Origin of the sequence: Streptomyces sp. LaPpAH-108, from assembly GCF_000373625.1 — a bacterium.
Taxonomy (GTDB): domain Bacteria; phylum Actinomycetota; class Actinomycetes; order Streptomycetales; family Streptomycetaceae; genus Streptomyces.
In genome coordinates this window covers 363,571-377,890 of the sequence record NZ_KB891993.1, presented here as the reverse complement: position 1 = coordinate 377,890, position 14,320 = coordinate 363,571, and the positions used below count along the sequence as shown (strand labels likewise).

Genomic DNA, 14,320 nt, shown 5'->3' with positions numbered 1-14,320 from the left:
CCGGCTCATACACCGTGGGCCCCGGGGCCGTACGGTTCAGCCGAAGGCCTCGCGCAGCGCGGACAGCAGCGTCTTGCGCGACCAGTCGATGAAGTCCGGCTGGGTCTCGCCGCCGATCTGCACCAGGGCGACCTCCGTGAACCCGGCTTCCACGTACGGTCGTACCGCCTCGACGAACGCCTCCGGGTCGTCGCCGCACGGAATCGACGCGGCGACGTCCTCCCGGGTCACGAACCGGGTCGCCGAGGCGAAGGAGTCCGGGTGCGGCAGCTCGGAGTTGACCTTCCAGCCGAGCCCGAACCAGCGGAACTGGTCGTGCGCCCGGTCGATCGCCGCCTCGCGGTCGGGGCCGTAGCTCACCGGGAGCTGCCCGACGCGGGGCTTGCCCGCGCCGCCGTGCCGGTCGAAGGCGTCCAGCAGTTCCTTCTTCGGCTCCGTGGCGATGACGAGGTCACCGAGGTGCCCGGCCAGCGTGCAGGACTGCTCGCCGGAGACGGCGATGCCGATGGGCGGCGTCACCTCCGGCAGGTCCCACAGCCGCGCCGACTCCACGTCGAAGTAGGTGCCGTGGTAGGTGACATGGCCGCCCTCGAAGAGCGCGTGGATGACGTCCACCGCCTCTTCCAGCATCTCGTGCCGCACGTCCACGGCGGGCCAACCACCGCCGGTCACATGCTCGTTGAGGTTCTCACCCGCGCCGAGCCCCAGCCGGAACCGGCCTTCGGCAAGGAGTTGCAGCGTGGCCGCCTTCTGCGCCACGACCACCGGGTGGTAGCGGACCGTCGGACAGGTCACGTACGTCATCAGCGGGATCCGCGAGGTCGCCTGGGCCGCCGCGCCGAGCACCGTCCACGCGTAGGGGGAGTGGCCCTGCGCGCGCAGCCAGGGGAAGTAGTGGTCGGAGGTGACGGAGAAGTCGAACCCCGCCTCCTCGGCGCGGACCACATGGTCCACCAGCTCCCGGGGTCCGGCCTGTTCGGTCATCATCGTGTATCCGATTCGCACCATAGGTCCCCGAGTCCCCGCCCTCGCTCCGGGAAAACAGGCCGGAGCGGGCCGGATCGGCCCGGCCCGCTCCGCCTCGGTCCGCTCCGGCGGGGGACGCTCTCACGCCCGGGGCGTGAACCGCTCCCAGACCCGGTGACCGCCCAGCAGCGTCAGCACCTGTTCCAGTACGTCGACCGCGTTCTCGCCGGTCACCACGCCGGGCGCGTCCAGCGGAACGCCCGCCGCGCGCAGGGTCTCCTCGGCGCCGTTCCAGCCGCCCAGCGCCTTGCCGTGCCGGAACGCCTCGTCCAGCAGGACGGCCACACGCGGGTCGGTGCCGCCGCCGTCGCCGCCCGGCGCGGGCCCGGCCAGCAGCACGGCGTCGAACTCGGTCGAGCGCGTCGTGGCGTACGAGCGCTGCACGGTCAGCGGATCGCCGTCGGCGGGCAGCTCGCCGCCGGTCGGGGCGACGACCAGCGGGACGACGTCCACCGCCAGGGCCGCCTTCTGCACCGCGCGCACCGCGTCCAGGTCGGATCCGGCACCGGCGACGATCCCGATGACCCGCCCCGCCACCGGCCAGACCCGCCCCACCTGCGACAGCGCGGGCGAGGGCGCCACGTCGGCCAGCGGCACCGTCGGCTCCGGGGCGGGCAGCCCCAGACCCTCCGCGACGCCCGCGCACAGCTCCGGGTCGATGTTGGCGAGGACCTGGAGGCCGCGCTCCTTGATGGTCTTCTCGTAGCACTTGCCCAGCTCGAAGGTGTACGCCGCGACGATGTGCTCCTTCTCGACCGGGCTCATGCTCAGCCAGAACCGGCGGGCCTGGCTGAAGTGGTCCGCGAACGTCTCCGGCGCCTCGCGCACCTTCTGCCCCTCCGGCACGGTCACCGGGGTCTCCCCATAGGCGTGCTGCGCCTGTCCGGCCAGGAACGGGCAGCCGCCGTCCAGGGAGTTGGGCCGGTAGGCGGCCACGCCCGTGTGCACGGCGGTCTGGTGCATCCCGTCGCGCAGCATGTCGTTGACCGGCGCCTCGGTCCGGTTGACCGGGATCTGCGCGAAGTTGGGGCCGCCCAGGCGGCTGATCTGGGTGTCCAGATAGGAGAACAGCCGCCCGGCCAGCAGCGGATCGTCGGTCACGTCGATGCCCGGCACCAGATGCCCGGGGTGGAAGGCGACCTGCTCCGTCTCGGCGAAGTAGTTGACCGGGTTGGCGTTCAGGGTGAGCAGCCCGATCGGCTGCACGGGCGCCAGCTCCTCGGGCACCAGGTTCGTCGGATCCAGCAGGTCGATGCCGTCGAAGGTCTGGTCGGGCGTGTCCGGGAAGGTCTGGATGCCCAGCTCCCACTGCGGATACGCGCCCGCCTCGATGGCGTCGGCCAGATCGCGCCGGTGGAAGTCCGGGTCCATGCCGCAGATGAGCTGCGCCTCCTCCCACACCAGGGAGTGCACGCCGAGCTTGGGCTTCCAGTGGAACTTGACGAGCGTGCTCTCGCCGTCGGCGTTCACCAGCCGGAAGGTGTGGATGCCGAAGCCCTCCATCGTCCGCAGCGACCTGGGCAGCCCCCGGTCGGACATGTTCCAGATCGTGTGGTGGGTGGCCTCGGTGTGCAGGGTGACGAAGTCCCAGAAGGTGTCGTGGGCGCTCTGCGCCTGCGGGATCTCCCGGTCCGGCTGCGGCTTGCCCGCGTGGATCACGTCCGGGAACTTGATCGCGTCCTGGATGAAGAACACCGGGATGTCGTTGCCCACCAGGTCGAACGTGCCCTCGCTGGTGTAGAACTTCGTGGCGAACCCGCGGGTGTCGCGCACCGTGTCGGCCGAGCCGCGCGAGCCGAGCACGGTCGAGAAGCGCACGAACACCGGTGTCTCGGCGCCCTCCTGGAGGAAGGCGGCCCGGGTCACCCCGGAGGCGTTTCCATAGGCCTGGAACACACCATGGGCTGCGGCACCCCGTGCGTGCACCACACGTTCCGGGATCCGCTCATGGTCGAAGTGGGTGATCTTCTCCCGCAGATGGTGGTCCTGGAGCAGCACCGGGCCGCGCGCGCCCGCCTTCAGCGAGTGATCGGTGTCGTACAGCCGATTGCCCTGGGCCGTGGTCAGCCACGCGCCGTCCTGCTCCCTGAGGTCCCGCTCGGCGCCGCTCGGGCGGCCGGTGGGACCGACCGTGGCGGGAGCGGACTGGTCGGGCTGGGCAGGGGGCGGTCCGGTGGGCTCGGTGGGCTCGGCGAACGAGGGACGGTCCACCCCCGGTCCGCTCAGCACATCGGCGACGGACTCGGGGGACCGCTCCCGCGGCGTCTTCGAAGCGCCGCTCTCCTGCCCGTCGTTCCGCTGGTCGTTCCGGTCCTGCATCGCGGCCTCCCAGATCGTCGTCCGCGTCGTGAAGCGTCCGCGTCGTGAAGCGTCCGCGTCGTGAAGCGTCCGTTCAGTCCGTTCACGCGCCGTCGGCGGGGAGCCACAGGGGTGGGCCGCACCCGTCGACAGGATCGCGTATGCCGTCAAGCCGGTGAGCGGTGCGCACACGGCGCCCGCTCCCGCCGTCCCCTACGGGTTTCCAGCTGACCGGCGCCCACACACGCCCGCGCCCGATTCCGGGAGCGCGCACGCCGTGGCCCGTGTCGCACGGGCCACGGCACGCCGGGCGTCAGCCGCGCGGCACGGCGCGTCAGCCGCGCGCGAAGGGGTTGAGCAGCGGCAGGCCCTCCGCGAAGCGGCGCACCTGCTCCACGATCAGCCGCTCGGCGCGCGGCCGGAACGCGGCGGAACCGCCCCCGACATGCGGGGTGATCAGCACACCCGGGTCGTGGCGCAGCGGGTGGGCGGCGGGCAGCGGCTCCGGGTCGGTCACGTCCAGCGCCGCGCGCAGCCTGCCCCCGGCGGTCTCCGCGAGCAGCGCCTCGGTGTCCAGCGTGCGTCCGCGCCCCACGTTGACGACCAGCGCCCCGTCGGGCAGCGCGGCCAGCTCCTTCGCGCCCAACAGCCCCTCCGTCTCCGGGGTTTCGGGCAGCACCAGGACGACGATGTCGGTGCTGCGGAGCAGTTCGGGCAGCTCCGGGACCGGGTGCACGTCCTGCTCCGGGCGCGCCCGCCGCGCGACCCGGGTGACCTGGGCCTCGCAGGCCAGCAGCCGCTGCTCCAGAGCGGCGCCGATCGAGCCGTAGCCGACGATCGTGACCCGCGCGTCCGCCAGGGAGCGGGTGAAGTGCGGCTCCCAGCGTCCGGCCGCCTGGTCGGCGACCCACTGCGGCAGGTCGCGCTGCGCGGCGAGGATCAGCCCGAGCGCGTGCTCGGCGGTGGAGGCGTCGTGCAGCCCGCGCCCGTTGTGCAGCTCGACACCGGGCGGCAGCAGCGGGAGCAGCTTCTCGACGCCCGCGCTCAGCGATTGCACCGCCTTGAGCCCGGTCAGCCGGGGCAGCAGCCGTACGGCGTCGGGAACCGCGTACGGCATGACCCACAGACCGACGCGAGCGAGCGTGTCGGCGTCCGGCTCGCTGTCCGGCGTCACCCCGTCCCAGACGTGCACCCGCACGCCCTCGGGCCAGGCGCCGTGAGCGCGGTCCAGGCCGGGCCAGGGGAGAAGCACGTCGGGGGCGGAGTCGTGCACAGCTCTGGTCAACGGGATCTCCTTCTCGTACGGTTCTTCCCGTCCAGTGAAACATTTTCCACCTCACGGAAAACAGGGGGTCAGGAATGACAGCGACGTCACCTGCCACCGAGACCGCGGTGCCCGAGGCGGCGCCCACCGGGTTCTGGCGTTCGGCGCGCGCCCGGTATCTGATGCCGGTCGCCTTCGTCACGTACTTGCTCGCCTACCTCGACAAGTCGAACTACGCGATCGCCTCGGCGGGCGGCATGGCGGACGAGCTGCATCTGTCGGCAGGCACCGACTCCTTGATCGCCGCGTCCTTCTTCCTCGGCTACTTCTTCTTCCAGATACCCGGCACGATCTACGCCGAGCAGCGCAGCGCCCGCCGACTGGTCGCCTGGTCCACCGTGACCTGGGGCGTACTCGCCGTGATCCAGGGCCTGTTGAGCAGCCCGGCGCAGCTGATCGCGGTGCGTTTCGCGCTCGGGGTGGTCGAGGGCGCGGTGCTGCCGTCGATGGTGATGCTGCTCAGCCGCTGGTTCACGCGCGGCGAGCGCGGACGCGCCAACACCGTTCTCATCCTGGGCAATCCGGTCACCGTGATGTGGCTGTCCGCCGTCTCCGGCTGGCTGGTGTCGGTCTCCGACTGGCGGGTCATGTTCGTCGCCGAGGGGATTCCCTCGATCCTGTGGGGCCTGGCCTGCCTGTGGCTCATCAAGGACCACCCCGAGCAGGCGAAGCTCCCCGAGGCTGAACTCCGTTACCTCGAAGCCGACTTGGCCGACCAGCGGGCCACCGCCCAGCCCGTCGCCGGGACGCTGCGCGAGCAGTACACGAGCGTCGCGCGCTCGCCCCGCGTCCTCCTCATGGCCGCCCAGTACTTCTTCTGGTCCTTCGGCATGTACGGCTTCGTCTTCTGGCTGCCCGCCATCATCAAGAAGGGCTCCGGCGAGGGCATCGGCGCCACCGGGCTGCTCACCGCCATCCCCTACGCCTGCGCGGCGGTCGCGATGCTCTTCAACTCCCGGCTCTCCGACCGCAGCGGACGCCGCCGCGCCGCCGTCTGGCCCTGGCTCGCGGGCGGCGGCCTCGCCCTGCTCGCCTCCTACGCGGCGGGCGGCAACTTCCCCCTGGCCCTCACCCTGCTCGTCGTCGCGGGCCTGTGCCTCTACGCCCCCTACGGCCCCTACTTCGCCCTCGTCTCCACGCTCGCCCCGCCCGGGGTCGCGGGCGCCGCCGTCGCCCTGGTCAACTCCTTCGGCGCGCTCGGCTCCTTCGCCGGGACCTATCTGGTCGGCTGGGTGCGCGGCACCCAGCTCGGTGACGCGGGCGCCTTCGTCCTGATGGCCGTCTGCTCCCTGATCGCGGCGGGCCTCACCCTCGCCGTGCCCGAGCCGAAGACCGCCGCCCGGCCCGCCCCGGTACGGTGATCATCCAAGCGGCGGCCGGACCATCCGCTCCGGCCGCCGCCCCGAGAGCCGCCTCGCACCAGAGAACCGCCCCACCACGGAGGACCACACGGTGACCACACCATCCGGCGACGACATGCTGGGCCGGGGGCTGCGCCTGCTGAGCGTGCTCGCCGAGCACCCGGCGGGACTCGGTGTGAGCGCCGCCGCCCGTGCCGCCCGGCTCCCCGTCAGCAGCGCCCACCGCATCCTCGGGCGCCTGGTGGAGGAACGCTTCGCCACCTACGACGAGGACGCCCGCCGCTACGCGCTCGGCTCCCGCGTCCTCGAACTCTCCCGGGGCTTCCAGCGCTCGGCCGCCGGATACTCGGCCGCCGCAGGACCCATGGGGCGCCTGGCCGCCCGTACCGGACTCCCCGTCATCGCGGGCGTCCTCGACGGCGCCGACGTGCTGCTCGTCCTCACCGTCCAGGGCACCCAGCACCTCCAGCTGCGCAGCGCCGAGGGCACCCGCAACCCCTGGCACGCCACTTCGCTCGGCAAGGCGCTGGTCGCCCAGCTCCCCGAGGCCGAACGCGAGGAACTGCTCGAGGGACCGCTCGCGCCCGTCACCCCCCGCACCGTCACCGACCCCGAGCTGCTGCGCGCCGAACTCGACCGCGTGCGCGAGCGGGGCTGGGCCGAGGTGGACGAGGAGAACGAGATCGGCGTCCGCTCGCTGGCCGCCGCGCTGCCCGGCACGTCCCGGCGCGGCCCGCTGCTCGCCGTCTCCCTCGCCGCCACCGTCATCCTCACCGAGGCCGACCAACTGCGCGCCCAGGCAACGGCCTTGACGGAGTGCGCCGAGGACATCGCCGCCCGCATGTCCCCCTGACCGCCTCGACCGCAGGCACCCTGGCCCGCAGGACCCCGGACGCACGAAGGCCCCCGCACGAGGCGGGGGCCTTCGTCACGGCCGGGACCGGCGCCCACGAGGACGCCGCTCCCGGCCAGTACACCGGACGATCAGGTGCGGTAGGCGTAGAACGCCGCCGTCGGGTACGACGCGACGAGGGACGCCACCGACCTGTTGTAGGTGTTGGTGGAGTGGTACGTCACGTACGGCACGCCCTGGGCGTCCCGCTTGGTGACGATCATCGTGTGGTCCTTGGACCCGTCCTTGTTGAAGTCCATCTGGATCACGTCACCGATGTCGGCCTGGAACACATTGGCCAGCGGGGTGACGCGCTTGGACGACAGGGCGAACCAGGAGAACTCGTTCACACCGACGAAGGAGTCCGACTGGATGTCCTTGGTACCGAACCACTTGTGGAAGTCGTTCGTGTACCCGGGGACGTGCTTCCAGCCGCCCGCCTTCAGGGACTGGCTGACGAAGTTGGTGCAGTCGCCACCGGCCCCGGCCCCGTTGAAGTCGGGGTACTCGGTGTTGTAGGTGCTCCAGTACTTCGTGGCGTACGTGACCATGGCCTGGTAGTCATAGCCCGACGCCGTCATGTTCTTCGGGTTCGCCGGAGCGGGCCGCGTGGTGGCCGCCTTGGGCGCCTCCGGCGGGTTGTCGTCGTCGGCGGCGGTGGCCGGCTTGGCGACCTCCGGCTGGGCGACCTGGTTGACCGCGAGACCGTCGTCGGTGTCCTTGACGTCGGTCAGCTGCCAGTCACCGTTGCCGTCCGCCTTGAACGTCAGCTCGTGGTGCGCCTGGAACCCTGTGGTCCTGGGCTGGTCGGCCCGGACCTTCTTGTAGGTCAGGGAGGTCGTCTCGGTGACGTCCACCGTGGCACGGCGGCCCTTGACCTGTGTGGCGTCCAGCTTCACCGTGGTGCTGCCCGCGCTGTACCGCTCGCCCAGCTTCGCCAGGCGGTCCTTGCGTCCGCGCAGTTCGGTCAGTGCGGACTTCTGCTGCCGCGTCTGCGTGCCCGACAGCCGCACGTCGCCGGAGAACCGGTGTGTGCGCTGCTGCGGTGCGCTCTGCGTGGTGCCACCGACCAGAGCCTGGGTGCGGTCGGTGAAGACCGCGTCCGCCAGCTTCTGGAAGGTCGCCTTGGTGGCCGCGTCCACGGTCGGGTCGTTGGTGACCGCCGCTCCCGCACTCCAGTTGGGCACGAGCGCGACGCCCGCGACCACCGAAGCAGCTGCGGCCGACACTATGGCGGCACGACTGCGCTTACGGCTCAGTTTTCTCGACTTCAATGATGATCCCCTCTACTCCGGTACACAGACCGGGACTCCGGTTACAGAGACCGGGCGAACGCATCTTCGCATGAAGGATGTGACGTGTGTGAAGACGGTGTGTACAAGTGGAACCAGACCGTTTCAAACGTCACTTGACGACCGCGGACCAGTCCGGCGACTGCGCCGGGTCCAGGCTGCGCAGCCCGGCCAGCGTCTCGGGCGTCTGCACGTCCATCCAGTCCGCCAGCTCCTTGAAGGACACGCACTTCACGCCCTTCTTGGTGCAGACGTTCTTGATGACCTGGTCGATCGACTTCATGTAGATGCCGCCGTTCCAGTCCTCGAAGTGGTTGCCGATGAACAGCGGCGCACGGCTGCCGTAGTACACGCGGTTGAAGCCCGCCATGTACGAATCCACCGTCTGCTGCTCCCACTTGGGGAACTGGGCGGGGTCGCCCTGGGTCTCGCCCTTGGACTGGTTGTAGAGGAAGTTGAAGTCCATCGACAGGCCCTGGAACTTGCCCGACTCGTACGGCAGCATCTGCAGCGGGAAGTCCCAGATGCCGTTCTTCTTCGTCGGCCAGATCTGGAAGTCACCTGCGGAGCTGGCGTCGTAGCGCCAGCCGAGCGGCTTGATGGCCTTCAGCAGGTTCGCCTGGCCCTCCAGGCAGGGCGCGCGGCCACCGGTGACCTCCTTCTTGAAGTCGAAGGGCAGCGGCGGGATGTCCTTGTAGCCCGTGTTGGTCTTCCAGTTCTCCACGAAGGAGTAGAACTGGTCGATCTCGCTGCGCCACTCCTTGACGCTCCAGTCGCCACCGCCCTTGGCGCCGCAGAAGTGCCCGTTGAAGTGCGTGCCGATCTCGTTGCCGTCCTCGTACGCCTTGCGCAGCTGCTCCAGCGTCTCGCGTATGTGCTCGTCGGTCGCGTAGTCGATGGCGGCGGCGCCCACCCCGTGCTGCGGCGGGTGGTAGAGGTCCTTCTTCGTCTTCGGCAGCAGATAGATGCCGGTGAGGAAGAACGTCATATGGGCGTTGTACTGCTTGGCCAGCTCCCGGTAGTGGGAGAAGAGATGGTCGCTGCCCTCCAGCGCGCCGTCCCAGGAGAAGACGACGAACTGGGGCGGCTTCTCACCGGGTTTGAGCCGGACCGGCTTCAACTCCCCCTTCTGCGGGCCGGTGTAGGACGTGGAGCCGTCCCCCAGCACCTTCGTCTTCCCGTCCCACTCCGGCTCCTTGGCCGTGCCCGGCTGCTTGGCCGGGGAGACGGCCGAGGCGGTGCCGTCCTCGTGGGTCAGCAGCAGATACCCGCCGACCGTGGAGCCGAGCACCAGCAGCAGGGCCACGGCGAGGGCGCCGGGGCCCACGGCGCGTTGCGGGGTGGTGCGTTCCTTGCGGCGGCGGCCTGAGCTCGACTTCATACGGACTCAATCTCCGGTGCGGGTGCGGGTGACAAGTCGGGGGGAGAAAGCGGCCGGTGACGGCCCTCGGGATCAGCCGGTGCCCATGGCGCTCGACCAGATGCCGAACGGCACGCTGTCGGCGGTGGTACCGGCCACGCCTTCGAGCGGCAGCGGCTCCAGGCTCTCGGACAGGTCGATGCGGTAGACGACGACGGCCGTGGACACCGACTTCAGGCTGCCCGTGTACCACAGGGCGGTGTCCTTGTCGGTGGTGCCGTCCTTGCCCGCGGCCGGAGCGGTGGCGGCCGTCGTGGGGTGCGCGGCACGGAAGTTGTCCGCGAGCGCCTCGTCGACCTGCTGGGCGACCTCGGGCCGTACCGCCCGGCGCCGGTCGGGGGCGGTCAGCGCGACCGCCGCGCCGTTGCGGGTGATGCGGCGCACCGAGTACGGCTCGGTGTGCACGCCGTTCCCGGCGAACGTGGCGTACCCGCTGGCCATGCGGATGGCGCTGGGCGTGGAGTTGCCGAGCGAGAGCGCGGGCACCTGGGGGCCGATGCTGGAGGCGAGCAGCCCGGACCGCTCGGCGGTCGAGGTCACCTGGCGCAGCCCGGTGTCCATGCCGAGCTGCATGAACGGGGTGTCCACCGACTTGGCCAGCGCCTGGCGCAGGCTGAGCGGCCCGTAGGACTTGTTGCCGTCGTTGTGCGCGGCGACCTTGCGCCCGCTGCGGTCCCAGTACGGGCCCTCGGGCGTGGTGACGGGCACGCCGTCGTCGCCGTTGTAGACCGAGTCCGGGCCGACCGGGGTGCGGGTGCCCTCGCGGGTCTTCATCACGCCGTGCTCCAGGCCCGCCGCGTAGACGAACGGGGTGAAGGCCGAACCGGCGGGCACCGTCGTCGCGTTGGACTCGTTGTAGCCCTGCTTGCGGTGGTCGGGGCCGCCGTAGACGGCGACGATCCGGCCGTCGGTGGCCACCGAAGCGGCCCCGTAGTGCGCGGACTTGGCGCCCTTGGGGTCCTTCTTCACCGCCTCCTCGCGGGCCTTGGTGACGGCGGCCGTGAGCTTGCTCTCCCGTTCGCGGTCGAAGGTGGTGTAGATCTGGTAGCCGCCCAGGTCGAACTGCCGGTCCGAGAGGTGGGCGGACTTCTTCGCGTACTGCGAGGCCAGCTCCACCAGATAGTCGCTCTGCTTACCGGTGTCGTAGACCTGCGCGGTCTTCAGCGGCTCGGGGAACTCGGTGTACTTGGCGCGCTCGGCGGGGGAGAGCTTGCCGATCTTGACCATGCGGTCGAGGATCCAGCTCCAGCGCTCCACGGCCCGGTGGTGGTTGGCCTTGCTCAGCGTGGGGTCGTACAGGCCCGCGCCCTTGAGCAGCGAGGCGAGCATCGCGGCCTCGCTCGGGTTGAGCTTGCTGACGTCCTTGCCGTAGTACGCCTGCGAGGCGCGCTGGATGCCGTAGGTGCCGCGTCCGAACCAGCTGGTGTTGAGATAGCCCTCGAGGATCTTGTCCTTGCTCATCCGGTTGTCGAGCTTGAGCGCGATCATGGCCTCGGTGATCTTGCGGCTGACCGTCTGGTTCTGGGTGAGGTAGACGTTCTTCACATACTGCTGCGTGATGGTGGAGCCGCCCTCGGTGTCGCCCTGGCCGACCGTGCGCCACACGGCGCGGCTGATGCCCTTGACCGAGATGCCGGGGTCGGAGTAGAAGCTCTCGTTCTCCGCCGCGAGGACCGCCCAGCGCACGCCCTCGGGGATGTCCTTCAGCGGCATCGCCTGGCGGCGCACCCAGCCGGTACGGGCCATCGGGGTGCCGTCGGACCAGAAGTAGACGTTGTCCTGCTGGGTGGCGTACGAGTTGAGGTTGGTCGGGATGTCGGTGGTCGCGTAGGCCACGGTGAGGAAGAGGCCGGTGAGGCCGACGGTGCCGAGGAGGGCGGCGAGCCACTGGCGCCAGGAGGGTATCCAGCGCCGCCAGTCCTCGCGGCCGGGGCGCGGGTAGACGGGGCGCAGCCTGCGGGCGTACGGGGCCGCCTTCTCGGCGTAGGGGGCGAGGACGCGGCCGACGGGGGCCAGGGCGCGTCCGGCGGGGGCGAGGGCGGCGAGGACCGGGACCGTGACGACGGCGAGGCGGCCGGTCGGCTTCTTGGTACGGCGGCCGGGCTCGGCGGCGGCCTCGGTCTTGCGGTCTTCGGGGCCTTCGCGGTCTTTCGGTACGGGCGGGAGGGCCAGCTGCATCGTTTCGTCGGACGGCGGCGCGACGATCTTGAGCTGCATGGTCTCGTCCGGGCGGATCGAGGCGACCCGCAGCTGCATGGTGGCCTCGGGCTCGAAGCCGCTCCCGGCCGCCACGCTCTTGGCGGTGCCGTCACCACCTGTGCCGTTCGTATACGTGCCGTCCGGGTCCGTACCGTCCGAGGCATCGCCGGACACCGGCGTGTCGTCCTGGTCCGCCGGGGTGACGTGGTCAGCGTCCCGCCCCTTGCGTCCCCACGACCGCTTCGACGCCGCGCGCCGTCCGTGTCCGCGCCGGCCGCCGTCCCTGGCGTCCGCCCCCTGCCCTGCCTCGGTCACGACAGAGTCTCCTCCCCGCTCGGTGGTGCTCGCGTGGGCAGACGCATGGGCGGACACGGTGACCGTAACGGTGACACCGGTGCCCTTTTTCTTTCCCCCTGGTCCTACATCTGCTCGCGAGCTTCACAAATTATCAGCTCATACTTTCGAGCCCAGGGGGTCAGGGTCTGTTACGCGTCGAACAGCGCCGGGTATGTGATCGAAACGGTCGGGATGTAATTGGCAGGGGCATGACCCGCGAATGTGTGAGGGGTGAACGATCTGTCCCCGGCTTTTGCGCGAGAGCGCTGGAAGGCGGCGTTCGCCCCCGCTCGCGGACGACCGCCCCGTCACATCCGGAATGCTCAACTCCCGTACAGGGCTTGCCCGGTGATGTGCGACACTCGATGATCGTCAGCATTCATCCGGCCAATTTCGCGCGACGGAGTCCGCCATGACGACCGGCACCCCCGACCCTCGGCAGATCGACACCGGCGTGGCTCATCCGGCGCGCGTGTACGACTGGCTGCTGGGTGGCAAGGACAACTACCCGGTGGACGAAGCCGTCGGAAAGACGCTGCCGCCCGAAGCGCGTGACGGCGCCCGGCAGAACCGCGCGTTCATGCACCGTGCGGTCGCCTGGCTCGCCGGACAGGGTGTCGACCAGTTCCTGGACATCGGCAGCGGTATTCCCACCGAGCCGAACCTCCATCAGATCGTGCAGCGCGTCGTCCCGGGCGCCCGAATCGTCTACACCGACAACGACCCCCTCGTGCTCCGGCACGCGGAGGCGCTGCTCACCGGCCGTCCCGAGGGCGCCACCGACTACGTCCAGGCCGACGTCCGCGACACCGACGCGATCATCGACCGCGCCCGGCGCACTCTCGACTTCGACCGTCCGGTCGCCCTCTCCCTGATCGCCCTGCTGCACTTCCTCGGCGACGACCAGAAGCCCTACGCCCTGGTGGGCGACCTCCTCGCCGCCCTCCCCTCCGGCAGCCACCTCGTCCTCTCCCACGCCTCCTCCGACATCTACCCGGACCTCTCCGCCCAGGTGACGGACGAGTACGCCAAGGGCGGCATCCGGCTCACCTTCCGCAGCCGGGCCGAGGTGCTGCGCTTCTTCGACGGCCTGGACCTGGTGGAGCCGGGGCTGGTGACGGCGCCGGAGTGGCACCGGGGGGCTGCGGCCCCGGAGGAGGAGGGGAGCGGAATCTATGTGGGGGTGGCACAGGTGCCGTGAGGCGACGGTGGGCTCCGGCACCATGTGGTGGCGGCCGGCTAGTCCTCCCGCGTCCAGGGGCGCAGCTTCTCCGGATTGCGGACCACCCAGATCCGGCTGACGCCTCCTTCGGCGATGTCGAAGGAGGCCACGGTCAGGACGGCGCCGGACCGGCGGGCCACCAGGCCCGGCATCCCGTTGACCGACCGTTCCAGGAGTTCGAGTCCCGGAGCCCTGTCGGCGATGGCGACCATGTACCGGGCGATGCGCGCGGCCCCCTCCACCGGGTGCAGGACGGCACCGGCCAGGCCGCCGCCGTCGGCCGTCATCACGGCGCCGGGGTCGAGCAGGCCGACGAGGGCCGTGATGTCCTTCGCCTCCCATGCCTCTTTGACCCGCCGGACCACCTCGGCCCGGTCGCTCGACGGCGCCGGAGCGTGTGTCGCGCCCACCCTCCGCCGTGCGGAGGCGGCGAGCTGCTTGCAGGCGGCGGGGGTGCGGCCGAGCACGCCCGCTATCTCGGCGAAGGGATAGCGGAAGACGTCGTGCAGGACGAACGCCACCCGCTCGGCGGGCGTCATCGACTCCAGGACGACGAGGAAGGCCATGGCCACCGACTCGTCCAGGACGATCTGGTCGGCCGGGTCGGCGGCGCCCGTCCCGGCCCACTCGGCGCGGTCCGGCACCGGCTCGGGCAGCCACGCGCCGACATAGCGCTCACGACGGGCCCGCGCGGAGCCGAGCAGGTCCAGACAGATGCGGCCGGTCACCGTCGTCAGCCACGCGCCGGGGGACAGGATCTCCTCCTGGCGGCCCGGCGGCAGCCCGTACCAGCGGGCGTAGGCGTCCTGCACGGCGTCCTCGGCCTCGCTCACCGAACCGAGCAACCGGTAGGCGACATTGATCAGTTGACGCCGCTCGCCGACCGTCCCGTCCTCATGTCCCCCGATACGCCCCATGCTGGTGGCAGCCCCCTCGCCTTACCTTTCGCG

10 protein-coding genes are annotated in these 14,320 nt (G+C 70.9%); 3 read left to right on the top strand and 7 right to left on the bottom strand.

Features of this window, described 5'->3' with window-relative positions:
- Nucleotides 1-36: 36 nt before the first annotated feature.
- The 3 genes from B079_RS0113205 to B079_RS0113195 form a co-directional block, all read right to left on the bottom strand.
- Nucleotides 37-1,008, bottom strand: coding sequence for an LLM class F420-dependent oxidoreductase (locus tag B079_RS0113205; protein WP_018546284.1), 972 nt, complete (start codon nt 1,006-1,008; stop codon nt 37-39).
- Between the two features lie 99 nt (nt 1,009-1,107).
- Entirely contained in the window at nt 1,108-3,345 is a 2,238-nt protein-coding gene (locus tag B079_RS0113200) for a catalase (RefSeq protein WP_018546283.1), read from the bottom strand.
- 313 nt (nt 3,346-3,658) lie between these two features.
- A complete protein-coding gene (locus B079_RS0113195; protein ID WP_234016787.1) occupies nt 3,659-4,609 on the bottom strand; it encodes a 2-hydroxyacid dehydrogenase in 951 nt (316 codons plus the stop codon).
- 74 nt (nt 4,610-4,683) lie between these two features.
- Between B079_RS0113195 and B079_RS0113190 the strand changes: the two genes are divergently transcribed.
- Both B079_RS0113190 and B079_RS0113185 read left to right on the top strand, forming a co-directional pair.
- Nucleotides 4,684-6,009 (top strand): MFS transporter, encoded by a 1,326-nt coding sequence (locus B079_RS0113190; protein WP_051095082.1) that lies wholly within the window; start codon nt 4,684-4,686, stop codon nt 6,007-6,009.
- A gap of 91 nt (nt 6,010-6,100) precedes the next feature.
- Nucleotides 6,101-6,862: an IclR family transcriptional regulator gene (locus B079_RS0113185; protein ID WP_234016786.1), complete on the top strand. Its 762-nt coding sequence runs from the start codon at nt 6,101-6,103 to the stop codon at nt 6,860-6,862.
- A gap of 131 nt (nt 6,863-6,993) precedes the next feature.
- On the opposite strand, the gene B079_RS0113180 is transcribed toward B079_RS0113185, so the two are convergent.
- From B079_RS0113180 to B079_RS31950, 3 genes are all read right to left on the bottom strand, one after another.
- A complete protein-coding gene (locus tag B079_RS0113180) occupies nt 6,994-8,109 on the bottom strand; it encodes an amidase domain-containing protein (protein WP_018546279.1) in 1,116 nt (371 codons plus the stop codon).
- Between the two features lie 196 nt (nt 8,110-8,305).
- Nucleotides 8,306-9,574, bottom strand: a complete 1,269-nt coding sequence (locus tag B079_RS0113175; RefSeq protein WP_018546278.1) for a hypothetical protein — start codon at nt 9,572-9,574, stop codon at nt 8,306-8,308.
- A 72-nt stretch (nt 9,575-9,646) separates the two neighbouring features.
- Nucleotides 9,647-12,127, bottom strand: coding sequence for a transglycosylase domain-containing protein (locus tag B079_RS31950; protein ID WP_018546277.1), 2,481 nt, complete (start codon nt 12,125-12,127; stop codon nt 9,647-9,649).
- 433 nt (nt 12,128-12,560) lie between these two features.
- Between B079_RS31950 and B079_RS0113165 the strand changes: the two genes are divergently transcribed.
- Entirely contained in the window at nt 12,561-13,349 is a 789-nt protein-coding gene (locus B079_RS0113165; RefSeq protein ID WP_018546276.1) for an SAM-dependent methyltransferase, read from the top strand.
- A 38-nt stretch (nt 13,350-13,387) separates the two neighbouring features.
- Here B079_RS0113165 and sigJ read toward each other — a convergent pair whose 3' ends face one another.
- Entirely contained in the window at nt 13,388-14,287 is a 900-nt protein-coding gene (sigJ, locus tag B079_RS0113160; protein ID WP_018546275.1) for an RNA polymerase sigma factor SigJ, read from the bottom strand.
- Between the last annotated feature and the right edge of the window lie 33 nt (nt 14,288-14,320).